20 protein-coding genes are annotated in these 23,685 nt (G+C 72.7%); 11 read left to right on the forward strand and 9 right to left on the reverse strand.

Annotated features, from left to right (window positions below):
- Nucleotides 1-149 precede the first annotated feature (149 nt).
- Together ACFE60_RS03915 and ACFE60_RS03920 are read left to right on the forward strand one after the other, a co-directional pair.
- A complete protein-coding gene (locus ACFE60_RS03915) occupies nt 150-818 on the forward strand; it encodes a response regulator (RefSeq protein WP_375387529.1) in 669 nt (222 codons plus the stop codon).
- A gap of 77 nt (nt 819-895) precedes the next feature.
- The gene (locus ACFE60_RS03920; RefSeq protein WP_375387530.1) at nt 896-2,005 is read left to right on the forward strand and encodes a fatty acid desaturase family protein; all 1,110 of its coding nucleotides are present in this window, start codon (nt 896-898) and stop codon (nt 2,003-2,005) included.
- Nucleotides 2,006-2,169: 164 nt separating this feature from the next.
- Here ACFE60_RS03920 and ACFE60_RS03925 read toward each other — a convergent pair whose 3' ends face one another.
- The 4 genes from ACFE60_RS03925 to ACFE60_RS03940 all read right to left on the reverse strand — a co-directional run bounded on the left by ACFE60_RS03925 (nt 2,170) and on the right by ACFE60_RS03940 (nt 5,937).
- Nucleotides 2,170-2,373, reverse strand: coding sequence for a cold-shock protein (locus ACFE60_RS03925; RefSeq protein WP_375387531.1), 204 nt, complete (start codon nt 2,371-2,373; stop codon nt 2,170-2,172).
- Nucleotides 2,374-2,568: 195 nt separating this feature from the next.
- Nucleotides 2,569-3,489, reverse strand: a complete 921-nt coding sequence (locus ACFE60_RS03930) for a BadF/BadG/BcrA/BcrD ATPase family protein (protein WP_375387532.1) — start codon at nt 3,487-3,489, stop codon at nt 2,569-2,571.
- The gene (locus ACFE60_RS03935; RefSeq protein WP_375387533.1) at nt 3,486-4,766 is read right to left on the reverse strand and encodes a D-tagatose-bisphosphate aldolase, class II, non-catalytic subunit; all 1,281 of its coding nucleotides are present in this window, start codon (nt 4,764-4,766) and stop codon (nt 3,486-3,488) included. Before ACFE60_RS03935 ends, ACFE60_RS03930 begins: the two co-directional genes overlap by 4 nt.
- Nucleotides 4,767-4,800: 34 nt before the next feature.
- Complete coding sequence (locus ACFE60_RS03940; RefSeq protein WP_375387534.1) at nt 4,801-5,937, reverse strand: SIS domain-containing protein; 1,137 nt, start codon at nt 5,935-5,937, stop codon at nt 4,801-4,803.
- 230 nt (nt 5,938-6,167) lie between these two features.
- Here ACFE60_RS03940 and ACFE60_RS03945 point away from each other — a divergent pair, with 230 nt between their 5' ends.
- Genes ACFE60_RS03945 through ACFE60_RS03960 form a run of 4 tightly spaced genes read left to right on the forward strand, consistent with a single transcriptional unit; the run spans nt 6,168 to nt 10,521 of the window.
- Entirely contained in the window at nt 6,168-7,361 is a 1,194-nt protein-coding gene (locus tag ACFE60_RS03945; protein WP_375387535.1) for a Gfo/Idh/MocA family protein, read from the forward strand.
- Between the two features lie 40 nt (nt 7,362-7,401).
- Entirely contained in the window at nt 7,402-8,718 is a 1,317-nt protein-coding gene (locus ACFE60_RS03950; RefSeq protein ID WP_375387536.1) for an ABC transporter substrate-binding protein, read from the forward strand.
- Nucleotides 8,715-9,647 (forward strand): carbohydrate ABC transporter permease, encoded by a 933-nt coding sequence (locus ACFE60_RS03955; RefSeq protein ID WP_375387537.1) that lies wholly within the window; start codon nt 8,715-8,717, stop codon nt 9,645-9,647. The genes ACFE60_RS03950 and ACFE60_RS03955 overlap by 4 nt, the downstream gene beginning before the upstream one ends.
- On the forward strand, nt 9,640-10,521 hold the full coding sequence (locus ACFE60_RS03960) for a carbohydrate ABC transporter permease (RefSeq protein ID WP_375387538.1): 882 nt from the start codon (nt 9,640-9,642) through the stop codon (nt 10,519-10,521). The genes ACFE60_RS03955 and ACFE60_RS03960 overlap by 8 nt, the downstream gene beginning before the upstream one ends.
- 41 nt (nt 10,522-10,562) lie before the next feature.
- Here the strand turns inward: ACFE60_RS03960 and ACFE60_RS03965 are convergent, their stop codons facing one another.
- Nucleotides 10,563-12,008: a DUF4832 domain-containing protein gene (locus ACFE60_RS03965; RefSeq protein ID WP_375387539.1), complete on the reverse strand. Its 1,446-nt coding sequence runs from the start codon at nt 12,006-12,008 to the stop codon at nt 10,563-10,565.
- A gap of 71 nt (nt 12,009-12,079) precedes the next feature.
- Nucleotides 12,080-12,895 carry a DeoR/GlpR family DNA-binding transcription regulator gene (locus ACFE60_RS03970; RefSeq protein WP_375387540.1) on the reverse strand — a complete coding sequence of 272 codons (816 nt, stop codon included), beginning with the start codon at nt 12,893-12,895 and terminating at the stop codon, nt 12,080-12,082.
- A gap of 107 nt (nt 12,896-13,002) precedes the next feature.
- On the opposite strand from ACFE60_RS03970, the gene ACFE60_RS03975 reads away from it, so the two are divergent.
- From ACFE60_RS03975 to ACFE60_RS03990, 4 genes are all read left to right on the forward strand, one after another.
- Nucleotides 13,003-14,295 (forward strand): alpha-glucosidase/alpha-galactosidase, encoded by a 1,293-nt coding sequence (locus ACFE60_RS03975; protein WP_375387541.1) that lies wholly within the window; start codon nt 13,003-13,005, stop codon nt 14,293-14,295.
- Between the two features lie 146 nt (nt 14,296-14,441).
- On the forward strand, nt 14,442-15,776 hold the full coding sequence (locus ACFE60_RS03980; protein ID WP_375387542.1) for an ABC transporter substrate-binding protein: 1,335 nt from the start codon (nt 14,442-14,444) through the stop codon (nt 15,774-15,776).
- Nucleotides 15,773-16,711: a carbohydrate ABC transporter permease gene (locus tag ACFE60_RS03985; RefSeq protein ID WP_375387543.1), complete on the forward strand. Its 939-nt coding sequence runs from the start codon at nt 15,773-15,775 to the stop codon at nt 16,709-16,711. The genes ACFE60_RS03980 and ACFE60_RS03985 overlap by 4 nt, the downstream gene beginning before the upstream one ends.
- Complete coding sequence (locus ACFE60_RS03990; protein ID WP_375387544.1) at nt 16,711-17,592, forward strand: carbohydrate ABC transporter permease; 882 nt, start codon at nt 16,711-16,713, stop codon at nt 17,590-17,592. Before ACFE60_RS03985 ends, ACFE60_RS03990 begins: the two co-directional genes overlap by 1 nt.
- Nucleotides 17,593-17,882: 290 nt before the next feature.
- Here the strand turns inward: ACFE60_RS03990 and ACFE60_RS03995 are convergent, their stop codons facing one another.
- Complete coding sequence (locus ACFE60_RS03995; RefSeq protein WP_375387560.1) at nt 17,883-20,849, reverse strand: alpha-mannosidase; 2,967 nt, start codon at nt 20,847-20,849, stop codon at nt 17,883-17,885.
- Nucleotides 20,850-20,986: 137 nt separating this feature from the next.
- On the opposite strand from ACFE60_RS03995, the gene ACFE60_RS04000 reads away from it, so the two are divergent.
- A complete protein-coding gene (locus ACFE60_RS04000; protein WP_375387545.1) occupies nt 20,987-21,433 on the forward strand; it encodes a MarR family winged helix-turn-helix transcriptional regulator in 447 nt (148 codons plus the stop codon).
- Between the two features lie 13 nt (nt 21,434-21,446).
- Here ACFE60_RS04000 and ACFE60_RS04005 read toward each other — a convergent pair whose 3' ends face one another.
- Both ACFE60_RS04005 and ACFE60_RS04010 read right to left on the reverse strand, forming a co-directional pair.
- Nucleotides 21,447-22,982: an FAD-dependent oxidoreductase gene (locus ACFE60_RS04005; protein ID WP_375387546.1), complete on the reverse strand. Its 1,536-nt coding sequence runs from the start codon at nt 22,980-22,982 to the stop codon at nt 21,447-21,449.
- Nucleotides 22,979-23,500, reverse strand: a complete 522-nt coding sequence (locus ACFE60_RS04010) for a hypothetical protein (RefSeq protein ID WP_375387547.1) — start codon at nt 23,498-23,500, stop codon at nt 22,979-22,981. Before ACFE60_RS04010 ends, ACFE60_RS04005 begins: the two co-directional genes overlap by 4 nt.
- Between the last annotated feature and the right edge of the window lie 185 nt (nt 23,501-23,685).

Consider the following 23,685-nt stretch of genomic DNA (forward strand, 5'->3'; position numbering starts at 1 on the left):
CCGGTCGACGGGCGGCCGGGCCACGGCCTCGTCGGTATGACCGAGCGGGCGGAGACCGTCGGCGGCACCGTCCGGTACGGGCCGACGGAGGAGGGCGGCTTCGCCGTCGAGGCGCGGCTGCCGGTGTTCCACCGGTCGGGGGCGACGGCATGAGCGTGCGCGTGCTGGTGGTCGACGACCAGGCGATGGTCCGCGCGGGCTTCGCCGCGCTGCTCGACGCGCAGCGCGACATCCAGGTGGTGGGCCAGGCGTCGGACGGCGAGGAGGGGGTGCGCCTCGCCCTCGAGACCCGACCCGACGTCGTGCTGATGGACGTGCGCATGCCGGTGCTCGACGGCATCGAGGCGACGAGGGCGATCCTCGCGCCCGACCGGCCCCGCCCGCTGCCGAAGGTCGTGGTGCTCACGACGTTCGACGTCGACGACTACGTGCTCGACGCGCTGCGCGCCGGCGCGAGCGGCTTCCTGCTGAAGGACGCGCTGCCGGCCGAGCTGGTCGAGGCGGTGCGGGTCGTGGCGCGCGGCGACGCGCTGCTGGCGCCCAGCGTGACGCGGCGCCTGATCGAGCGGATCGCCGGCCGGCCGACCGGCACCACGGCGACCGGCGCGGACCTCGACGTGCTCACCGGGCGCGAGCGGGAGGTGCTGCGCGAGGTCGCCCAGGGCCGCAGCAACAGCGAGATCGCCGGTGTGCTGTTCATCGCCGAGCAGACGGTGAAGAGCCACGTCAGCCGGGTGCTGACGAAGCTCGGGCTGCGCGACCGGGCGCAGGCGGTCGTGGTCGCCTACGAGTCCGGCCTGGTCGTCCCGGGCGACTGACCCGTACCCCGGTACGGGCAGGGGAACGGCTCCCCCGGGGGACGCTCCGCGATCGCCCGCTCCGTAGCGTCATCGAGGTGACGACACTCGTTCCCCCTGCCATCCGCACGACCCGTCCGCGGCGGGTGCCGAAGGGCGACGCGCAGAGCCGGCACGCGAGCGACTACGCCGAGCTGTCCCGCCGGGTGAAGGCGGCCGGGCTGCTCGAGCGCCGGTACACGTCGTACGTCGTGCGGACCGCGCTGCTGGTCCTCGCGCTCGCGGGCGGCATCGCGGCGACGGTGCTCGTCGGGCACTCCTGGTGGCAGCTCGCCGTGGCGACCTGGTTCGGCGTCGTCTTCGCGCAGGCGGGCTTCCTCGCCCACGACGCGGCGCACCGGCAGGTCTTCGAGTCCGGCAAGCGCAACGAGTGGTTCTCGCGCGTCGTCGCGAACCTGATCGTGGGGCTCGGGTACGGCTGGTGGATGCAGAAGCACACGCGCCACCACGGCAACCCGAACACCCTCGGGAAGGACATGGACCTCGACGCGAACATCATCGTGTTCACGGAGGAGGACGCCGAGCGGCGCTCGACCGGCTTCACCGGCTGGGTCCTGCAGCACCAGGGCTGGCTGTTCCTTCCGGCGATGACGCTGACGGGCCTCGACCTGCACGTGAAGACGATCCGCATGCTGCTGTCGACGGAGGGCGTGAAGCACCGCGCCGTCGAGTCGCTCTTCATCGCCGTGCGCCTGCTGGGCCTGCCGGTGCTGCTCGTCGCCGCGTCCGGTCCGGTCGTCGGGCTGACCGCGCTCGTGCTGCAGGTGCTGCTGTTCGGCTTCCTGATGGGCGGCGGGTTCGCGCCGAACCACATCGGCATGCCGCAGATCGCGCACGACCAGAAGGTCGACTACCTGCGCCGCCAGGTGCTCACCTCCAGGAACATCACCGGCGGCCCGGCCGTGGACTTCCTGATGGGCGGCCTGAACCACCAGATCGAGCACCACCTGTTCCCGAGCCTGCCGAGCGCGAACCTGCGCCGTGCCCGCGCGATGATCCGCGACTACTGCCTCGAGATGGGCCTCCCGTACACGGAGCGCTCGCTGCCGGCCGCGATGGCCGACGTCATCCGCTCGGTGCACCGCATCGGCCTGAAGGCCGCCGACCCCTTCGACTGCCCGGCCGCCGCGGCCATGCGGCTGGCCTGACCGCGGCCACGAGGCCGATCTCCCGAGTTGCGTTCCCCAGGGACGATTGCGACTGCGGGGGCAGTCGCATCTGTCCCTCAGCATCGCAACTCCGGCGGCGCCGATGCCCTGCACGCAGCAGGAAGGCCCCCGTGCGATGCACGGGGGCCTTGTGTCTGGGCGACCTACAGGGCGCGGATGTTCGCGGCCTGCGGGCCGCGGTCGCCCTGCGCGACGTCGAACTCGACGCGCTGGTTCTCCTCCAGGCTGCGGAAGCCGCGGCCCTGGATGGCGGAGAAGTGCGCGAACAGGTCGGCGCCGCCGTCGTCGGGGGCGATGAAGCCGAAGCCCTTGTCGCCGTTGAACCACTTGACGGTTCCGGTTGCCATTTGGATCTCCCTCTCTCGAAACTCACGACGCCGATCGGAGCCGTCGCACCACGCTGAACACACGCGATTCGAGATCGCCGGACTTCTCCGGCGGGTCTGACCCACCTGCACAACACAACTGCAGGTGTCACGCTAGCCGAGAACAGGGGTTCGAGGGAACCGTGCAACCGTTCTTCCGTCGCACGGAAGCCGGCGTCAGGGCCGCGTCGCACCGCGCAGCGCGACCAGGGCGGCGCCGACCGCGGGACCGTGGACGGGGGCGGCGAGGCGGTAGCCGCTGCCGAGGGCCGCGCCGAACGCGGCGAGCACCGTCGGCGCGGTGAACATCCCGCCGGAGTAGGACACCGGCACCGTCTCCCCCGCCGGCACCTCGAGCGCCGCCCGGATCGCGTGCGCGAGCAGCGCGAGCTCGCGGCCCGCGTCGGCGACGATGCCCTGCGCGACCGGGTCCCCGTCCTCCGCGGCGTCGACGACCACCCGGGACAGGGCCGCGACCCGCGTGCGGTCGCCGGCCCACTCGCCGCCGACCACGCCGATGACGTCGAAGTCGCGGTCGGTGCCGAAGGCCCGCAGGAGGCGGGCGTGCAGCAGGGTGCGCGCCGCGCGGCCGTCGCTCATCCGCGAGAACGCGTTCAGGCCGCGGATCGCGATCCAGTAGCCGGAGCCCTCGTCGCCGAACAGCTCGCTCCACCCGCCGGATCGGGCGGAGCGACCCGCCCACTCCCCGTAGGCGATCGAGCCGGTGCCCGCGACGACGTTGATCCCGTCGGCGCCTGCCAGCGATCCCGCCCAGCCCGCGATCATGTCGTTGCCGACGCGGTAGCGGCCGTGGCCGAGCACCTCGCCCGGCACCCGGTCCAGCACCGGCACGTCGGCGCTCGCCTCTCCGTAGCCGGGCAGGGCGAAGAACGCGGAGTCGAGCGCCGCCGCGTCCACCCCGGCCGCCGCGGTGACCGCCGCGACGCCGTCCGCGAGCACGCGGCGCACCTTCGCCGCGTCCGCCGGGAAGGCGTAGCAGGTCGGACCGGACGCCTCCGCGAGCACCGTGAGGCGCTCGTCGACGAGCACGAAGGCGGTCTTCGTGCCGCCGCCGTCGACGCCGAGGTGCAGGCTCACCGGCGGGCCGCGCGGCAGGCGGCCGAGTACGGGCGCAGCGCGTCCCGCACCCGGTCCAGCAGCAGCTCCCGCGGGTCCGCGGTGAGCGCGCCGCGGCGCAGCCGTCCGTACTGCTCGGGCAGGTACTGGCTGATCAGGGGCTCGGGGATCCCGGCCGCGGTCAGGTTCGCGAGTAGCGCGGCCACCGCGGCCTCGATCTCCGGGTCGGGCAGGGAGTAGCGGAGGCGGTCGCTGTAGCTGAACCGGCGGGCGATGCGCTGCTCGTCCTCGGTGCCCTCGTAGTAGCGCCGCCAGGTGGCGGGTTCGGCGAGCATCCGCTGCTCGATCACGTCGAGCAGGCGCGAGCGGTCCGCCTCCGGGACCAGCTGGTCCTCGATCGCGGCGAGGGCGAAGAGCCCCTCCCGGAGGGCGAACGTGAGTCCGGGTCCGACCTTCAGCACGGCCCAGTGGTCGTCGACGAGCGCGGTGAGGCCCTCGACCAGCTGGTAGTCGGTGGAGTGCGCCTCGAACACCATGTCGGGCTCGCCGTCGAGCACCCGCTGCAGCCCGGCGGTGCGGGAGGGGTCGTAGTCGACGACGCGCAGGTGGTCGAACTCGACGCCGGGCTGCACGACCAGGGCCATGATCCGCGGCCAGGCGGCAGCGGCGCCCGCGGCCTCGAACGCGGACCGGTGCGCGGCGAGCGTCGCCCGCGCCGCGCCGGGCGGGGTGGGCGCGAGCGCGTCGATGGTCTCGTGCGCGCCGCCCGGCACCGGGACCTCGGTGCCGATCACGTAGCGGACGGCGGCGGGGTCCGGCGCCGCGGACTCGGCTGCGGCGAGCAGCCGAGCGGCCCGCGCCGCGACGACCTCGTCCGCGAGCGGTGTGGAGTCGCCGGCGAGCGGCATGCTGCAGTCGAGGTGCAGCTTCGTGTACCCGGCGGCGGCGTAGGCGCGGACCAGGTCCTCGGCCTTGGCCATCGCGGGCTCCTCCGCCTCGCCCTGCCACGTGTTCGGGCCCAGGTGGTCGCCGCCGAGCACGATCGCGTCGGCCGGGAAGCCCTCCTCCGCCGCGATCCGGTGCACCAGCGCCCGGAAGTCCGCGGGCCGCATGCCGGTGTAGCCGCCGAACTGGTCGACCTGGTTCGACGTCGCCTCGACGAGCAGGAAGGTGCCGTCGGCCGCCGCCTGCCGCATCGCGGCGGCGAGCACGAGCGGGTGCGCGGAGCAGACGGAGGTCACGCCGACCGCCTCGCCCGCCTTGTGCGCGCGCAGCACGTCACCGAGGTGGTCCGTCATCGGGTGGTCCCTTCGTGCGGGTGCGGTGGAGTGCTCATCCTTCGGGGAGGGGATGGATCATGACCCCTCGCACCACGCGGTTGACGTCGCCGCTCGGGAACGGGTTGTCGGTCTCGGCGCCCGAGCGCACCGAGGCGTGCAGCGCGACCAGCTGCCCCACGAGCACGAACGCGACGGCGGACCACACGTCCTCGACGCGGTCGAGCGCTTCGAGCACCCAGTCGCCGTCCGAGGCCGGGCCGGATGGCCGGACGGCCAGGACGGCGTCGTCGCCGACGGCTGCGCGCAGCTCGCGGACGATATCGAGGTCGTACGCGGCAGTGTAGGGGTCGGCCGAGACGTACACCACGACGAACGTCGACGGGTCGACGACGGCCTTCGGGCCGTGACGGAAGCCGAGCGCCGAGTCGAAGTAGGTGTCGACCCGCCCGGCCGTCAGCTCGAGGACCTTGAGGGCGGACTCGCGAGCGATGCCGGTGAGCGGGCCGCTGCCGAGGAACACCATCCGTGCGGGACCGCGGGTCGTGACGGCCGCGATCCGGTCCCTCCCTGCGAGCACCGCCTCGCCCGCGCGGGCGACGGCCGCGACCTCCGCGCCGCCGCCGGGCAGCAGCACGAGCAGCACGGACAGCAGCATCGAGGTGAAGCTGGACGTCATCGCGAAGCCGGCGTCGTTCGATCTCTCGGGCGTCAGCAGGACGAAGGAGCGCTCGCGATCGGCGTGGACCTCGGCGAGGCGCCCCCACGGGGCGCAGGTGATGACGAGGTGGTGCACGCGCGTCAGGACCCGATCGGCGACCTCCGTCGCCGCGATGCTCTCCGGGCTGTCGCCGCTTCGGGCGAACGAGACGAGCAGGGTCGGCACGTCCTCGGCGAGGCGTCCTCGGGGATCGGCGACGAGGTCGGTGGTGGCGACCGCGTCGACCCGGCGTCGGAGGCGCCGGGCGAGCGCGGGAGCGGCGACCTCGCCCACGAAGGCGGAGCTGCCCGCGCCGGTGAGCACGATGCGCAGCGCCGGATCGGCGAGCAGCGGGGTGAGGAACGCGTCCAGCCGACCGCGGTGATCGGCGACGATCGCCGCGACCTCGCGCCAGACGTCCGGCTGCTGGGTGATCTCGCGCTCGGTCGCGCTCCCGCCGCCGACCGTGGACGCGGGCAGGAGATCGGTCATCTGGCGGCTCCGTTCGGGTCGTTCGCGCGCCCTGCGGCCGCGCCGGACCATCGTGCTGGGCTCGCCGAGACGCGGCCAGCCCGCCGGGCAAATGCGAAGTCCGGTTGCGCGTTCCGCGGGGCCGATCGCGTGAAGCGCGCTGTCGGACTGCGCACTTCCCGACGGCTCTTGCTCTGCCGGCGCACCCCGGACGGATACTCCGGAAGCCGAGACGAGCGACGGGAGAGGTGATGGCTGCAGGGGTCGAGAAGGACACGCGGACGCTTCGGGTCGCCGTGATCGGCGTCGGCCAGCGCGCGGCGATCGCCCACCACATCGGCGCGACCGGCACCCCCGCGGCGCTGGTGGCCGCCGTCGACACGACCGAGGCGGGCAGGGTCCGCGCGGTCGCTGCCTTCGGTCCGACCGTCCAGGTCCTGCCCTCCGTCGCCGACGCCCTCGCGGCGGTGCGGCTGGACGCGGCCGTCGTCACCACCCCGGACGACACGCACGCGGCGATCGCGATGCCGCTGCTGGAGGCGGGTGTCGCGGTCTACCTCGAGAAGCCGATGGCGATCACGGTCGAGGACTGCGACCTCCTGCTCGAGACCGCCGCACGGACCGGCACCCCGCTCTACGTCGGGCACAACATGCGGCACATGTCCGTGGTCAGGCAGATGAAGGTGCTCATCGACGCCGGCGAGATCGGCGAGGTGAAGTCGATCTGGTGCCGGCACTTCGTCGGCAACGGCGGCGACTACTACTTCAAGGACTGGCACGCGGAGCGGGCGCACGTCCACTCGCTGCTGCTGCAGAAGGCCAGCCACGACCTCGACGTCATCCACTGGCTGGCCGGGCGCGCTACCCGGCGGGTGACGGCGCTCGGCGCGCTGACCGTCTACGGCGACCACGGGAGCCGACGCGGCGCCGACCACGCCGCAGACGAGAACCGCCTGATGGCCGACGGGTTCTCGTACGAGAACTGGCCGCCCGAGACGCAGACGGAGCTGAACCCGGTCATCGACGTCGAGGACGTCTCGATGATGCTCATGGACCTCGGCGACGGCGTGACGGCCAGCTACGAGCAGTGCCACTTCACCCCGGACTACTGGCGGAACTACACGGTCATCGGCACCCGCGGGCGACTCGAGAACTTCGGCGACACCCCCGGCGGGGTGATCCGGATCTGGAACCGGCGCCGCGCGTGGTCGCTCGAGGGCGACCTCGAGGTGCCGATCGAGGGTGAGGGCGAGGGCCACGAGCAGGCCGACGCGCTCACGATGGGCGAGTTCCTCCGCCATGTCGCGACCGGCGCACCCACAACCGTGACCGCGGTGGCCGCCCGCGACGCGGTGGCCGCCGGCGCGCTCGCCGCGCTCTCCCTGCGGGACGGCGGGACACCCCGCGACATCCCGCCGCTCCCGCCAGGCGTCCGACGCCCCTGAGACCCCGCACCGCACCGCACCACCTGGAAAGGACCTGCACATGCATCACCCCACCTCTCGCGCGACGAGGCGCAGAGCCGCATCGGGCCTCGCGGCCGTCGCGGTCGCCGCCCTGCTGCTCACCGGCTGCTCCCCCGCAGCCGCCCCGGCCTCGGGCGGCGGCGCGTACACGGCCGCGCCGAAGGACCTGAAGGCGTCGATCACCTACGCGCTCTGGGACCAGACCCAGGTGAAAGCGATCCAGGCCAACCTGGCCGGGTTCAAGAAGGAGTACCCGGACATCTCGGTGAACGTCGACGTCACGCCCTACGACGCGTACTTCACGAAGCTGCAGACGGAGGCGTCGAGCAACACCCTCCCCGACCTGTTCTGGCTCAACGGCCCGAACTTCCGGCTCTATGCCGACAACGGCAAGGTCGAGCCGATCACCGGCCTGGTGAAGGCCGGCGCGATCGACCCCGCGAACTACCCGAAGGCGCTCGACGAGCTGTACACCGCGAACGGCGTCGCGTACGGGGTGCCGAAGGACTTCGACACGATCGGCCTCTGGTACAACAAGGCGCTCTTCGCGAAGGCGGGCGTCGCCGTGCCGACGAACGACTGGACCTGGGACGACTTCCAGCAGGCAGCGAAGACGATCTCCGCGAAGCTGAACGGCCAGGGCGTCTACGGGGCCGCCGCCGGCATGGACGGGCAGACCACCTACTACGACTCGATCTTCCAAGCCGGCGGGAACGTCATCTCCGCGGACGGGAAGCAGTCGGAGTACGCGAGCCCCGCGACCGTGAAGGGCATCGAGTTCTGGCGCGACCTCATCGCGTCGAAAGGCTCACCGTCCGTCAAGCAGCTGACCGACACCCCCGCGGACCAGTGGTTCGTGACCGGCAAGGCCGCGATGTTCGTCGGCGGTGACTGGGGCCGGTCCGAGATCGCCGACTCGCCCGTCGCGAAGGACACCCAGGTCGTCGCGCTGCCGAAGGGCGCGCAGCAGGCGACGGTCATCCACGGCGTCTCGAACGTCGTCGCGGCCGGGAGCAAGAACAAGCAGGCCGCGCAGGCGCTGCAGGTGTACCTCGCGAGCAAGGCGGCCCAGCAGCAGCAGGGCGACCTGGGTGCGGTGATCCCCGCGTTCACGGGGACTCAGGACTCGTTCGCGAAGTCGATGCCGGGCGTCGACCTGCAGGTGTTCCTCGACCAGCTCGCCGACGCGAAGCCGCTGCCGGTGTCGAAGAACACCGCGGCCTGGAACGCGCTGGAGGCGAAGTACCTGCCCGGCGTCTTCGACGGCACCGCCCCGGTCGAATCGACGCTGAAGACCCTGCAGACGCAGATGACCGCGGCGCTCGCGAAGGAATGACCGAGCTCCGCCCCGCCGCGACCCGCCCCGCCGCCTCCCGGCGGGGCGGGTCCGGCGTGATCCATGACGGGTGGTGGCCGGTCCTGTTCATCGCTCCGCTGCTGATCGGCGTCGCGGTCTTCTACCTGTGGCCCATCCTCCAGACGTTCTGGTTCTCGTTCACCACGTTCGGCGTCTTCGGCGGGCAGACCTTCTCCGGCATCGCGAACTACGTGCAGCTGGTGTCGGATCCGCTGTTCTACGCGTCGCTCGGCAACACCGTGATCTACACGGCGATCGTGCTGCTGGGGGTGCCGCTCGCGGTCTGGCTCGCGGCGCTGCTGAACACCCCCGGTCTCCGCTTCGCCTCCTTCTACCGGGTGCTGTTCTTCCTGCCCTACGTCGCCATGCCCACCGCCGTGGCCCTCGTCTGGCGACTCATCTACAACGGTGACTACGGGATCCTGAACTGGTTCCTGTCGCTCGTCGGCGTGCGGGGGCCGTACTGGGTCAGCACGCCCGGGTTCGCGATCGTCGCGGTGTCGCTCGTCGGCCTGTGGTCCTCGATCGGCTTCTCGATGATCGTGCTGGCCGCCGGCCTGAAGGCGATCCCTCCCGAGCTGTACGAGGCTGCGGAGCTGGACGGCGCGACGCCGTCCAGACGGTTCCGCTCGGTCACCGTGCCGCTGCTCACGCCGACGATCTTCTTCGTCGTGATCGTGACGGTGATCTCGAGCTTCCAGCTGTTCGACCTGCTCTACGCGATCATGGGCCCGCGCAACCCGGCGACGCCGTCCTCGATGTCGCTCGTCTTCTACTTCTTCCAAGCGGGCTTCGTCGACAACCAGCAGGGGTACGCAGCGGCGATCGCCATCGCGATCTTCGTGCTGATCGGCCTCGTCACGCTCGTGCAGTTCCGGCTCCAGCGGAGGTGGGTCACCGATGTCTAGCGCAGCGGCCGGTCGGACAGCGACGACGGCGCGGACCCGCGTCTCCGCGTCGCGACGCCGGCGGGGGCGCCCGCACGTCCTCGCCCACGTCGTGCTCGGCGCCGGCGGGTTCGTGATGGCGTTCCCGTTCCTGTGGCAGATCATCATGTCGTTGTCGACGAACGCGCAGGTCCGCAGCGTCGTGCCGACGTTCTGGCCCGGGACGCTGCAGTGGCACAACTTCGTCGACGTCTTCGCGCAGCTGCCGTTCCTCTCGCAGCTGTGGACGTCCGTCGTGATCACGGTCATCCGCACGGTCGCGCAGATCGTGCTCTGCACCCTCGCGGGCTACGCGTTCGCGCGCATGCGGTTCCGCGGGAAGGCCGTGCTGCTCGGGGTGGTGCTGTCGATCCTCCTGGTGCCGTCGCAGGTCTACCTGCTGTCGCAGTACCAGATCGTCCAGGGCCTCGGGCTGCTGAACACCATCCCGGGCATCGTCCTCCCTGGCCTGTTCAGCGCGTTCGGCACCTTCCTCATGCGCACGGCGTTCCTCGGGCTGCCGGACGAGCTGGAGGAGGCGGCCAGGATCGACGGCGCCAACCCGTGGCAGATCTTCTGGCGGGTGCTGGTGCCGCTCGTGCGCTCGAACATCAGCGTGCTGGCGATCACGACGGTGCTGTTCTCGTGGAACGAGCTGCTCTGGCCGCTCGTCGTGTCGACGTACGCGGGCCTCCAGCCGCTCGCCGCCGGTCTTGCGACCCTGTCCGGCAGCGTGACCGTCGACTACCCGGTCGTGATGGCGGCCAGCCTGATGGCGATGGCGCCGGTGCTGATCGCGTTCGTGCTGCTGCAGCGGCGGGTGATCGACGGCATCGCCTCCTCCGGCCTGAAGTAGCGGCCGGCGGAACCGCTCGCGCCGCTGACCGCTGCAGGGGATCAGCCGACCCGCACCGTCTGGTGCAGGTCGTTCAGCCCGATGGAGGCGAGCCAGGTACCGACGTTCGCGGTCCGGATCGCGTAGCGCGGGTCGTTCGCCGTCGGCTTCTGTACCGCAGGCAGCGAGAGCAGCACGTGGTACCGCCCGGCCGGGAGGTGCCGGATCGCCGCCCGCACGGTCGTCGTCGCGCCCGCCACCCAGCGACGGACGTCCGTGCGGATCGGCACCGTGTAGCGGTGCGTGCCGCTGACGAGGACGAGCCTCGCCGGCCGCGCGTTGTACGGGGCCGCCCAGCCGGTGTTCCGCACGCGGATCGACACCGTCGGGGTGCGGCCCTGCTGCACCGTGCTCGACTCCATCTGGAAGCGGTAGCCGAGGTCGCGCTCCGTCGTCGCGATGCCCGCGGCGCCCCAGGAGTCGAGCACGTCCGTGTTGTACTCGCGGTTCAGGTAGCTGTAGTGGAAGCGCTGCATCTGCGTCTTCGCGTTCGGGAACGCGGACAGCGGCGGGTCGACGTCGCAGGTCTCGCCGCCGACCGGCACGTACCGGCTGTCGGCAGCCAGGTAGTCCTGGTCCAGCGAGATCGGGTCCGACAGGTACGTCCCGAAGTCGTCCGGGGACGCGAGGAAGCAGTCGTTGTGGTGCCCGATCCGGGCGGCGAGCGTGTTCCGGAATGCCTGAGCGGAGGTCAGCGCGCCGGCGGTGCCGGTCGTGGTGCCAGCGATCTCCTGCTTCATCAACGGGGTCCGGACCTGCACCGTGCGAGCCGGGAGGGCCTCCAGCTCGGCGGCGACGACGGCCCGGCGCTTCGTCCAGTCGGCAGCGGACACCTCCTGCGTCGCGGGATCGGCGAAGTGGTCCGTGTAGTAGCCCTCGCCCCAGAGGCCGACGAAGCCGGACTGGAGCGTCGAGATCAGCCCGGTGCTCCGTCGCAGGATCGGGGTGAGCTGGTGGATGTGCTTCAGGACGGTCGGCAGGTCCGCGTCCCCGAACGGCGCGACGTAGGGATCGGAGCCGCCCTCGACGTAGGCGAACCGCAGCACCTCGGTGAACCCGTTGCGCTCGACGACGTCGAAGTCGTGCTGGAGCCGGTGGAGGAAGGCGGGCGACAGGTCCGCGCCCTTCGCGAAGTCGTCGAGGTAGTAGACGCGGTTGATCTGCGTGTCCCCGAGCTTCCGCCACGCGCGCAGCTGCGCGTCCGTCAGCGCCTCCCAGCCCTTCCCGCCGTCGACGAAGTGCGTGTCGGTCTCGTGGTCGAAGCCGCGCTCCGGGTTCGCGATGTTCGCGGAGGACGCGCGATAGACGACGGTGTGGGCCGGCGGACGGGCGGGCAGCGCGGACGCGGCCGTGACCGGCACGGCGACCGCGACGGCGGCGGCGACCGCGGCGATGAGGTGGGCGGGGCGTCGTCGCCGCGCCCGTGGGACGGTGGGGGTGGTGCTCATCGCCTCATCGTCCGAGGGCGCTCCGGAGGTGTCGAGGTCCCGTGCCGATCGCGCAGCCCGACTGCACGGGACTACCGACGCGGTTCGACGACGTGCACGGTCACGCCGACGGCGCGGAGCGCGTCGAGCTCGGTCGGGTCGGCGGTGGAGTCGGTGATGAGCAGGTCGATCTGCTCCGGGTCGGCCATGCGCGCGAGGGTGACCCGGCCGACCTTCGACCCGTCGGTCACGACCATGACCCGCTGCGCGTGGTCGACCATCGCGTGGTTCGTCCGCGCCTCCACCTCGTCGTGGGTGGTCGCGCCGCCCGCGGCGCTGATGCCGTCGACGCCGAGGATCGCGGTGCCGACGTTCACGGCCTTGAAGGTCGCTTCGGCAAGCACGCCGACGGCCTCGAAGGAGGTGCTGCGCACCATGCCGCCGGTCAGGATGACCTTCGCGTTCGGTCGGGCCGCGAGCTCCATCGCGATCGGCACCGCGTTCGTCACGATCGTCAGCTGCGTCCGGCGTGCCAGCGCCCGAGCGATCCCCGCGGTCGTCGTGCCGCCGGAGAGCGCGACCGCGTACGGGCCGGACGGGATCAGCTCCGCGGCCCGGATCGCGATCCGGTGCTTCGCCTCCTTCGCCTCCTGGTCCCTCAGGTGCACGGGCATCTCGTCGTGCGCGGCGTTCGGGCGAGCGCCGCCGTGGGTGCGGATGAGCAGCCCCTGGTCCTCCATGTCCGCCAGGTCGCGGCGGAGGGTCGCGGCGGAGACGCGCAGCTCCGTCGCCAGGTCGGCCAGCGGCACCGCGCCGCGGGAGTTCACGGTCTTCAGGACCGCGAGCATGCGGTCCGTCCGCTTCGAGCTCGATGCGTGCGGGAGCCGCAGCCCGGTCGCCTGCGCCATGTGCGTCGCTCCGTCCGATGGTGGAATCGAGCAGGAGGATTGCGCGTTTCGCGCGTGGAGCGCAAGCGTTGCTGCGAGAACGCGCGTTCCGGCTGCAGGATCGCGCCGTGCCCATCGTCGCGTTCATCGGTGCGGGCAGCGTCGTGTTCACCCGGCAGCTGCTCGCGGACCTCTTCCGCTTCCCCGAGCTGGCCCGTCTCGAGATCCGACTGCACGACGTCGACCCGGAGCGGCTCGCCGTCGCGGAGGGCACCGCCCGTCAGGTCGCCGAGCGGCTCGGGGCGAGGCCGACCGTCGTGGCCACGCTCGATCGGTCCGTGGCGCTCGACGGCGCCGGGTTCGTCGTCGACATGGTCCAGATCGGCGGCGTCGCCGCCACCCGCCTCGATCTCGAGATCCCTGCACGGCACGGCCTTCTGCAGACGATCGGCGACACGACCGGCGTCGGCGGCGTGTTCCGAGCGCTCCGCACCTTCCCGTTCCTGACCGTGCTGCTCGAGGACATGCGTCGGCTCTGCCCCGGCGCCCTGTTCTTGAACTACACGAACCCGATGGCGATGAACGTCTGGTGGGCCTCGGTCGTCGCGCCGGAGATCCGCACCGTCGGACTGTGCCACTCCGTCTACTGGACGGTGCACGACCTCTGCGAGCTGATCGGCGTCCCCGTGGAGGGCACGCACTACCGCGCAGCCGGGGTGAACCACCAGGCGTGGCTGCTCGAGTGGACCCGCGACGGCGAGTCCCTCTACCCGCGCCTGGACGCCGCGATCGCCGCGGATCCCGGCCTCGAGCGGCGGGTGCGCGCCGAGATGTACCGGCGCCTCGGCTTCTACCCGACCGAGACCAGCGAGCACTCGAGCGAGTACCTCGACTGGTTCCTCCGCTCCCCGGAGCAGATCGAGCGGTTCCGGATCGAGCCGCTGCAGTACCTCGGCATCAGCGAGGAGAACGTCGCCGGGTTCGAGCACGCGAAGCGGGCGCTCGCCACCGGCGAGCCGCTCGAGCTCGAGGAGGGCGCGGCGGAGTACGCGCCGCAGGTCATCCACTCGATCGTCACCGGTACGGTGCGCGAGATCCACGGCAACGTCGTGAACCGCGGCCTGATCGACAACCTGCCGCAGGGGGCGGTCGTCGAGGTGCCGTGCCGCGTCGACGCGGACGGCGTGCACCCCGTGCCGATGGGGTCCATCCCGACGCAGGGCGCTGCGCTCAACCGGGCCTACCTGTCGGTGGCGGAGCTGACGATCGAGGCCGCGCGAACCGGGTCGAGGGATCGCGTGCGGCAGGCGGTGCTCGCCGACCCGAACGCGAGCTCGTCGCTCACGCCCGAGCGGATCTGGGCGCTCTGCGACGAGCTGACCGCCGCGCACGGCGACCGGATCCAGCCCGACCTGCGCTGAGAACGCGCGGGACCGCGCAGTCCGGTTGCGCGTTCCGCACGCGACCCTGCCGCGCTCCCGCAGCGCCGATCACCATGGCACCAGCGCATCGCAGCTCGAGCGGGAGACCGCCTGGCCGCTGCACCGACCGAGCAGAGGAGCCGGAGATGTCCCGCACCACCGCCCACCGACGATCGTCGCTCCGCGTCGTGGCCGCCGCCGCGGCCGTCGGCGCCCTCGTCGCCGCGCTCACCGGCTGCTCCGGCGGTGGAGGGGGCACGACGCTCGATCCGAAGGCGAAGACCACCATCACCTGGTGGACCGGCCAGGCCGATCAGGCCGAGACGCTGCTCGAGGGCCTCGCGAAGGACTACCAGCGGCAGCACCCGAACCTCACGATCACGGTCTCGTCCGGGGCGCCGTCGACCGAGGACCTGCTCGCGAAGCTGTCCGCCGGCTTCGCCGGGGGCAACTACCCGGACATCTCGTACGCGTTCGGGTCGTGGGCCAGCCAGCTCGAGGCGTCGAACCGCACGCTGGACATCACGAAGCAGGTCGCCGACCCCGACGTCGACTGGGAGGGGCTGAGCGGCGCCGCCCGCGGCACCGCGCAGCCCACCGGGAGGAGGACGATCGGCTTCCCGGCCCTCGTCGACAACATCTCGCTGCTCTACAACAAGACGCTCTTCGACGAGGCGGGCGTCGCGTACCCGACCGACCAGTGGACGTGGGACGACTTCCGGAAGGCCGCCCAGCAGCTGACGGACACCTCCACGGACACCTACGGCTACGCCTACTCGGTGTCCGGCAGCGAGGACACCACCTGGCAGTTCTGGCCGCACCTCTGGCAGCAGGGCGGCGAGATCCTCTCCACCGACGGCAAGAAGGCGGCCTTCGACTCGGCCGCGGGTGTGCAGGGGCTCACCCTCCTGCGCGACATGGCGGTCACCGATAAGAGCGTCTACCTCGACCAGACCGACACCAAGTACGGCCAGCTCTTCGCGGGCGGCCGCATCGCGATGATGACGAGCGGCCCGTGGCAGCTGAACGCGCTGCAGATCGCGAAGACGAACTACGGCGTGACGGTGCTGCCCGGCACGAACGGCAACCACGAGACGGTTTCCGGCCCCGACCTCTGGACCCTGTTCGACCACAAGGATGCGAACCGCGCCCACTGGGCGTACGAGTTCACGAAGTGGTTGACCGACCCGGCGCAGGACCTGAAGTGGAACGTCGCGTACGGCAACCTCCCCCTGCGCGAGAGCGAGACCTCGTCGGCCGAGTTCACGGCTCAGGTGAAGGCGCTGCCCGGCCTCGAGGTGATGGCCGCGAACTCCGCCAACGCGAAGCACACCCGGCCGACCGTCGCCGGCTACAACGGGCTGTCGGAGGCGATCGGGGATCAGATCGCGGCGGTGCTGCAGGGCCAGGGCGATCCGGCCTCCGCGCTGAAGACCGCCGCGACGAAGGCGGACGAGGCGCTCGCCGGGACCGGTCCGTGAGCGCCTCCTCCACGGTGCGAGCACCGCACGTCGAGGTGGACCGGCGCCGGTCGCGGCGGCGTCGTTCGCTCCGGCTGACGCTCGAGGGGTGGGGGTTCGTCGCCCCGGCCACGCTCATCGTGCTGGGGCTCTCGATCTTCCCCGCGGTCTGGTCGTTCTTCCTCTCCCTGGAGCGGTGGGACGGCTTCTCCGACCCGCAGCCCGTCGGGCTCGGCAACTACGCGTACGCCGTCGGGGACGCGGACCTCGCCGCCGCGGTCGCGCACACCTTCCTCTACACGCTGCTCTTCGTGCCGGCGTCGATCGTGCTGGGGCTGCTGCTCGCCGTCGCGCTGAACCGGCGGATCCGGTTCATCGGGCTCTACCGGACCGCGATCTTCGTGCCGTTCGTCGCCTCCGCGGCTGCGACCGGCATCCTCACCACCTACCTGTTCAGCCCGCAGTTCGGGCTGCTGAACAACGTGCTCCGCCGGCTCGGGCTGCCGCAGCAGGGCTGGCTGGAGGATCCCCGGCAGGCGATGGTGGTCATCGCGATCATGTCGCTCTGGGGCTCCGCCGCGTTCACCACCGTGATCTTCCTCGCGGCGCTCCAGGACGTGCCCGCGGAGCTCGTCGAGGCCGCGACGATCGACGGCGCGACCCGCTGGCAGGCGTTCCGGCACGTCACCGTGCCGCAGCTCGCGCCGGTCACGCTGTTCGCGACGGTGTGGCAGGTGATCCAGGCCCTGCAGCTGTTCGACCTCGTGTACACGACGACCCGCGGCGGGCCGCTGAACGCGACCCAGACGGTCGTCTACTACCTCTGGAACGCCGCGTTCCGGCGCACGCAGTTCGGGTACGGCTCCGCGGTCGCCTGGACCCTGTTCGCCGTCACGCTGGTCGTGACGCTCGCGATCGTGCTGTACGCCCGTCGAGCCAGGATCGAGGCGTTCTGATGACCGGATCCGTGCTCGAGCAGGCGCCCGCCCGACCGCTGCGGCGCACCGCCCGGCGTCGTCGCGGCCTGCTGCCCTTCAGCCCGTGGCACCTGCTGCTCGTGCCGGTCGCGATCCTGTTCGCGATCCCGTTCGTCCAGATGTTCCTGGCGGCCTTCACGCCCGCGACCGACCTCTACCGGCTGCCGACGCCGTTCATCCCGAGCCGCTTGACGGTGGACGGGTTCGCGAGCCTGTTCTCGACCTCGCCGGTGCTGCTGTGGCTCGGCAACACCGTGATCGTGTCGGTGACCGCGATCGTCAGCCACCTCGTGCTCTGCTCGCTCGCCGGCTACGGGTTCGCCCGGCTGCGGTTCAGCGGCCGGAACCTGGGGTTCCTCGGCATCGTCGCGACGATCATGATCCCGGTCCAGGTGCTGATGATCCCCACCTATGTGCTGTTCTCGCGGGTGGGGCTGATCGACAGCCTCGGGGCCGCGATCGTGCCGTGGCTCGCGAGCGCCTTCGGCATCTTCCTGATGCGCCAGTTCTTCCTGTCGCTGCCGCCGGAGCTGGAGGAGGCGGGGCTCATCGACGGCGCCACCCGTCGCCAGGTGTTCTTCCGCATCGTGCTGCCGCTCGCGAAGCCCGCGCTGACGACGCTCGCGATCTTCACCCTGCTCAGCTCGTGGAACGACCTGATCTGGCCGCTCGTGCTGATCAACAACGACCAGGCGTTCACCCTCCAGCTGGGCATCACCAGCTACCAGGGCGCCCGCCGCACCGACTGGTCGCTGCTGATGGCGGCGAACGTGGTCGCGACGCTGCCGCTGATCCTGTTCTTCCTCGCCGCGCAGAAGCAGTTCGTGCAGACGATGACGTTCTCCGGCCTGAAGGGCTGAGGGGGGCGGGACGGCGGGTACCGTCGGGGCGTGGCCCTCGAGGACGGGCCCGGGCTGGTCCCTGGCTGGTCCCTGGTGCAGGACGAGGTCCCGGGATCAGGACGCATCCGCAGATCTGGTCCTGATCCCGGGACGCGATCCTGCACGAGGGACGGGCGCCCAGCGGCGGCATGGCACGCCGCCGCGAGGACCTGATCGCCGAGGCGCACCATGGACCCGGTTGCCTGCTCGGACAGGTTCTCTGCCCAGGAACGTGGCCCAAGTGGCAACCGAGTCCGTGATCTGGGGAATCACCAGCGGGGGCGCGGGGCGTGGAAGCGGAGGGTCAGCAGCTCGAAGGGGCGCAGATGCACGGTCACCGACTCCCCCGGCACCGTCGCGCCGAGGGCGTCGCTCGCGATCCCGCGCTCGAGCAGGTCGGTGGCCTCGACGGCCTCCCAGCCGATGGAGGTCGCGATCGTCGCCGTGGCGCGGCCGCCGAGCGACTCCGAGAGGCGCACGACCAGGTCGCCGCCGCGGTCCTCCGCGAGCTTCACCGCCTCCACGCGGACCGCCGGGTCCGAGACCGTGAGGATCGGAGCCACGGCGCGACCGGTCGTGCGGCGCGGCGGGAGGTGCTGCCGGTGGCCGTCGCGGATCGCCTCAGGGATGCCGCCCGGCCGCACGCTCACCGTGAACGCGTGCCGCCCCTGATCGGCGTGCGGGTCCGGGAACGTCGGCGCCCGCAGCAGCGACAGCCGGGCGACCGCCATCGGGCGGCCGGAGGGGGCGACGGCGCTGGTCACGTCGTGGCCGTAGACGACGTCGTTCGCGATCGCGACGCCGAAGCCGGTCTCGCCGACGTGGATCCAGCGGTGCGCGACCGTCTCGAAGCGCGCGGTGTCCCAGGAGGTGTTGCGGTGGATCGGCCGCTGCAGGTGCCCGAACTGGATCTCCGAGGTGGCGTGCGTCGCCCGCACGTCGAGCGGGAAGGCGAGCTTCAGCAGCTTCTGCCGCTCGTGCCAGGCGATGTCGAAGGCGTACTCGAGCCGGCCGTCGACGACCCGGAGGCGGACCTCGGCGGTGGAGGCGCCGAACCGGTGCACGACGACGACCGCGTCGCCGTCGATCGCCACCGACTCGGGCTCGAGCAGGTCGCGGCCGTCCCGCTGGTCCTCGGCGTTGATGTCCCAGGCGTCCCACTCCCGCGGGGCGTCCCGGAACAGCTGCAGCACCCCGCCGGCCAGGCCGTCGGGCAGCACCTCCCGTCCGGTGCCGCGGTCGACCATCGAGAGGATCGCGCCCCGCCGGTCGATCACGACGCGCAGGGCGTCGTCCACCAGCGCGAAGCCGCGCGGCGTCGGCCTCGGCTCGGCCGCCGGCAGGTCCTCCGCCGGCCCGATGCCGAGCGCGGGCACGCCCGCCCTCGGGAACCCGTCGGCGTTCGCGACGACGGCGTCGGTGCCGCCGTCGGCCAGCGCCTCGAGGGCGGCGGCGATCAGCGCCTCCAGCTCCGCGGCGACCTCGGCGTACCGCTGCTCGGCCTCCTGGTGCACCCACGCGATCGAGGAGCCGGGGAGGATGTCGTGGAACTGCTGCAGCAGCACGACCTGCCAGGCGCGCTCCAGCCGCTCGGCCGGGTAGGGCGCCCCGCGGAGGATCGCGGCCGTCGCCGCCCACAGCTCCGCCTCGCGCAGCAGCGCCTCGCTGTGCCGGTTGCCGCGCTTCGTCCGCTGCTGCGAGATCAGGGTGCCGCGGTGCAGCTCGAGGTACAGCTCCCCCGACCAGACTGCGGGGTCGGCGAGCTCCGCCTCCGCCTCGGTGAAGAAGGTGTGCGGGTCGGTCAGCCGCACCCGCGGTGAGCCCTCGAGGTCCGCCTTGCGGTGCGCGGCCGCGAGCATCTCGCGGGTCGGGCCGCCGCCGCCGTCCCCGTAGCCGTACAGCCCCAGGACCTTCCGGGCGCGGCCCTTCTCGGCGAAGCGCCGCTCCGTGCGGGCCAGGTCGCCGGCGCCGAGGTCCGAGTTGTAGGTGTCGGCCGGCGGGAAGTGGGTGAGGAGGCGCGAGCCGTCGATCCCCTCCCAGAGGAACGTGGAGTACGGCATCCGGTTCGTCTCGTTCCAGGACGGCTTCTGCGTCAGGAAGTACCGGGCGCCCGCGGCGCGCGCGATCTGCGGCAGCGCCGCCGTGTAGCCGAAGGAGTCCGGCAGCCACACCTCGTCGCTCTCCACCCCGAGCTGCTCCAGGAAGTACCGCTTGCCGAGCACGAGCTGGCGCACGAGCGCCTCCCCGCCCGGCATGTTCGTGTCCGACTCGACCCACATGCCGCCGACGGGATGGATGCGGCCGGCCGCGACCGCGGCCCGCACCCGCTCGAACAGCGCGGGCTGCGACGCCTGCAGCCAGGCGTACTGCTGCGCGGAGGAGGCCGCGTAGACGAACGCGGGATCGCGGTCGATCAGGTCGAGCACGTTGGCGAAGGTCCGCGCGACCTTGCGGACGGTCTCGCGGGTCGGCCACAGCCACGCGCTGTCGATGTGGGCGTGGCCCACCGCGGAGACCTCGAGCACGCTGTCGGCCGCGCGGACGGCGAGCGCCGGCGCGAGCGCCGCCCGGCCGCGCGCCGCGGTGCCGGCGACGTCGTCCGGATCCATCGCGTCGACCATGCCTTCCAGGGCATGCACGATCTCGGCCCGCCGGACGCCGTCGGCGGGCAGCACGTCGACCAGGCCGTCGAGGGTCGCGACGTCCTGCAGCAGCTCCCACAGCACGACGTCGCGCCGGGCGACCTCGACCTGCGCGAGGCGGTGGATCGGGTCGGTGCCCGCGGTCGCCGGGTCGCCGAGCGGGGTCGGCTCGTAGTCGTCCGGGATCCCGACGACGGGGTTCGCCGCCGCCTCGAGGTACAGCGTGAACGGGCCGGGACCGTCGAGCGGCACCCACGCGTTGCGCGGCTCGACCGCCTTCACGATGCTGCCGTCGGGCCGGTACGCCGTCGCCTCGGCCTGGAAGCCGGGCTGCGCGGCGGTGAAACCGAGGTCGACGAGCAGCTCCGCCTCCTGCCAGCCGGGCGGGACCTCCCCAGCGACCTCGAACCAGACGGTGTCCCAGGGCCGGCCCCACGCCTCCCCGACCGCGAACGGCGCGAACGGCTGCTGCACCGCGGCGGCGAACGGCACGGGCTCCCCGCCGACCGTCCAGGCGCGCACCGCCACCGGCACGCGGTCGCCGTGGACGGCCGGGCGGATGCGGTGCTCGGTGAAGCGCCGGACCCGCAGCATCGCCAGGTCCGCCGCGTCGAGGCGCGGGCGCCCGTTCGGGTTCAGGTCCTCGGCCACAGCGCCCTCCTCGTCGTCCGCGTCGCGGCGCATGCTCAGTCTGCCTGCCCGCCGCGGACCCCCGCGGCTACGGTGGCGGCGTGGACACCGACGCCGCCATCCGGTCCGTCGACGAGTCGTTCGAGCGCATCGCCGTCGGCGCCAGGCGGTCGATCCGGCGCGCGGCGGGCGAGCTGGCGGCCGACCTGCCGCCGTCGGCCTGGCCGGTGCTGCGGGAGGTGCTGCGCGCCGGCCGGGTGCAGGCCGGCACGATCATCGGCTCGCTCGGCATGGACAAGAGCGCGGTCAGCCGGCACCTGAAGGAGCTGCGCGAGCACGGGCTGGTCGACGCGGAGCGCGACGAGCACGACGGCCGCTCCATCTGGATCCGCCCCACCCCGCTGGCGATCGAGCGGTCCGCGACGATCCTCGCCGGCCAGCAGGACCGGCTGCGGGACCTGCTGGAGGCCTGGGAGCCCGGCGACCTCGAGCGCTTCGCCGACCTGCTGCACCGCTTCGCGGAGCTGGTGCCGCCGGCCGCGGACTGACCCGGGCCGGGAGTCAGTACCCGAGGAACCGGTCGGTCCGCACCCGCCGCGCGCCCGCCGACCGCGCGGCGGCACGGGCGCCGGACACCCAGTCGGGCGACCCGGCCGCGTACGCGGACCGGTCCGGCAGATCGGGCACGGCCCGCTGCAGCGCGTCGGGCTCGAGCCGCGCACCGATCCGCTGCCAGCCGGCGGGCAGCGGGCCGTCGCCCGGTCCGACGACGAGCACCCGGGTGCCGGCGAGCGCCGCCGCAGCCCAGGCCGGGTCGTCCTCCGCGCGGAGGCGCCAGACGAGCACGGCGTCCCGCTTCGGCTCCGCCTGCGCCATCGCGAGGAACGGCGTGACGCCGATGCCGCCCGCGAGCCAGACCACGGGCTGCGCCGGGTCCCGCGGGGGCACGAAGTCGCCTGCGACGACGCTGCCGGCGACGGTCGCGCCGGCCGGCAACGCGGCGAGCGCGCGCTTGAAAGCGCTCGGCGCGGCCGGCTGCCTGGTCACGATGCGCACGAGGTCGGCGCCCGGCGCGTTCGCGGGGCTGAACGCCCGCCGAAGACCGCGGGTGTCCTGCTTCGCGCCGGGCAGCGACAGCTCGACGTACTGGCCCGGCCGGATGCGGAGGGGCGCCTCGCTGCGCAGCCGCAGCTCGGCGAGGTCCCCCGGGTGCGCCTCCCGGCCCTCGACCGCGAACCGGATGCGGCGGCGCTGGCCGAACGCGAACGCGACGGCGTTCCCCAGCACCAGGGCGATCTCGGGGGTCATCGGGATCGGGCCGACGCGCAGGGGCAGCAGCAGGAGGACCCCGACCAGGGCGCTGACGAGGACGCGCTGCCAGCGTCGCGGTGGCGCCGTGAGCGGCTCGGACATCATGAACACCGCGAGGAACACGGTCGGGTACGACGCGACGGCCGTCCACAGCGCGGCGCCCGGGGCGGTTCCCCCGGCCGCGAGGCGCAGGGTCGTGCCGACAACGCCGACGGCGAGCACCGGCAGGACCAGGTCCCACGCCCCGGCGCGGCGGGCGATCAGCAGGCCGCCGATCAGCAGGAACGGCAGCAGGGCGGGCGTCGCGACCCACCACGTCGCGCCGGACAGCCCGGTCAGCAGCAGCACGACCGCACCGATCGCGACGGGGTTGACCACGTGCCGCCCCCGCACCACGAGGAGGTACTTGGAGAGGTTCGCCACCGTGATCGCGAGGGCGAGCGCGCCGAGCGCCTGCACGGTCGGCAGCGGGAGGAAGAGGAAGAAGCCGAGCAGCCCGGTGATCACGCCGGACTCGGCGTGCGGCCGCACGCGCCGGATCGCGCCGAGGAGGCGGTTCGTGCCGTAGCCGACGACGACCGAGACCGCGAGCGCCGCCAGCAGCCCGGTCGGCGCGAAGGAGACGACGCCGACCAGGGACAGGACGATCGCGCCGACGGCGGTGATCAGCAGGACCAGCACGACGAGCCGGTACATAGTGACGCGGCCCGTGAGCCGGTCCAGCACGAGCCCGGGGCCGCCCGGGCCGACGCGCGCCTCGCGCCGGGCCGGGGCGGCGGTCGTCACGCCGCCGCCTCCGACCGGATCGCGGCGAGGGCCTTCTCGAAGCCCTGACCGGTGAGCGACGATCCGGAGACGGCGCCGACCCGCAGGCCGGCGATCGGCTTCCCGACCGCGACCGCGCCGATGCCGGAGGCGAACTGGGCCTCGTACTGCCGGGCGGTCGCGTCCTGCGCCTTCGGCACCACCTGCACCTTCGAGATGGTCCCGCCGGCGAGCGTGACGGTCACCTCGATCTCGGCGGCGCCGCCGGGCGACGTGTAGTCCCCGGTCGCCGTGTAGCTGCCGTCCTTCAGGCCGGAGGCGGCGGTGGAGGCGGAGGAGGAGGCGGGCGAGCCGCTGTCCGCGGGCGTGGCCGCGGCGCTGCTGGCGCCGTCCGCCGGCTCGGTCGTCGCCCCGCCCGACGGGGTCGGCGCGCAGCCCGCGAGGGCGGCGAGCGAGAGCAGCCCTCCCCCGACGGCGACTGCGGTGCGAGTCGTGCGGTGCAGGGCGGGACGGGCGGCGGGACGGGCGGGTGCGGTCATGCGCGGGCTCCTCGGTGCTGATGAATGAGTGCTGATGAGTGAGTGCTGTCGAAGCGGTGCTGGTCGATCGGTGCGTGCGGATGGGTCGTCGTAGAGGACCACGGAGCAGCGCGGCGGAAGGTTCACTGAACCTTCCCGGCCCCTGGATCGTGGTACTCATCGACGACCGGTCGCTGACCGGTGAC

The sequence above is a fragment of the uncultured Amnibacterium sp. genome (assembly GCF_964245895.1).
Classification (GTDB): Bacteria; Actinomycetota; Actinomycetes; order Actinomycetales; family Microbacteriaceae; genus Amnibacterium.

Bases quoted from the DNA above. Each gene is read 5' to 3' on its own strand.
- ACFE60_RS03915 (WP_375387529.1), top strand. From the start codon at position 150: ATGAGCGTGCGCGTGCTGGTGGTCGACGACCAGGCGATGGTCCGCGCG.
- ACFE60_RS03925 (WP_375387531.1), bottom strand. From the start codon at position 2,373: ATGGCAACCGGAACCGTCAAGTGGTTCAACGGCGACAAGGGCTTCGGC.
- ACFE60_RS03935 (WP_375387533.1), bottom strand. From the start codon at position 4,766: ATGACGGACCACCTCGGTGACGTGCTGCGCGCGCACAAGGCGGGCGAG.
- ACFE60_RS03940 (WP_375387534.1), bottom strand. From the start codon at position 5,937: ATGACCGATCTCCTGCCCGCGTCCACGGTCGGCGGCGGGAGCGCGACC.
- ACFE60_RS03945 (WP_375387535.1), top strand. From the start codon at position 6,168: ATGGCTGCAGGGGTCGAGAAGGACACGCGGACGCTTCGGGTCGCCGTG.
- ACFE60_RS03950 (WP_375387536.1), top strand. From the start codon at position 7,402: ATGCATCACCCCACCTCTCGCGCGACGAGGCGCAGAGCCGCATCGGGC.
- ACFE60_RS03955 (WP_375387537.1), top strand. From the start codon at position 8,715: ATGACCGAGCTCCGCCCCGCCGCGACCCGCCCCGCCGCCTCCCGGCGG.
- ACFE60_RS03960 (WP_375387538.1), top strand. From the start codon at position 9,640: ATGTCTAGCGCAGCGGCCGGTCGGACAGCGACGACGGCGCGGACCCGC.
- ACFE60_RS03965 (WP_375387539.1), bottom strand. From the start codon at position 12,008: ATGAGCACCACCCCCACCGTCCCACGGGCGCGGCGACGACGCCCCGCC.
- ACFE60_RS03970 (WP_375387540.1), bottom strand. From the start codon at position 12,895: ATGGCGCAGGCGACCGGGCTGCGGCTCCCGCACGCATCGAGCTCGAAG.
- ACFE60_RS03980 (WP_375387542.1), top strand. From the start codon at position 14,442: ATGTCCCGCACCACCGCCCACCGACGATCGTCGCTCCGCGTCGTGGCC.
- ACFE60_RS03990 (WP_375387544.1), top strand. From the start codon at position 16,711: ATGACCGGATCCGTGCTCGAGCAGGCGCCCGCCCGACCGCTGCGGCGC.
- ACFE60_RS03995 (WP_375387560.1), bottom strand. From the start codon at position 20,849: ATGCTGCGGGTCCGGCGCTTCACCGAGCACCGCATCCGCCCGGCCGTC.
- ACFE60_RS04010 (WP_375387547.1), bottom strand. From the start codon at position 23,500: ATGACCGCACCCGCCCGTCCCGCCGCCCGTCCCGCCCTGCACCGCACG.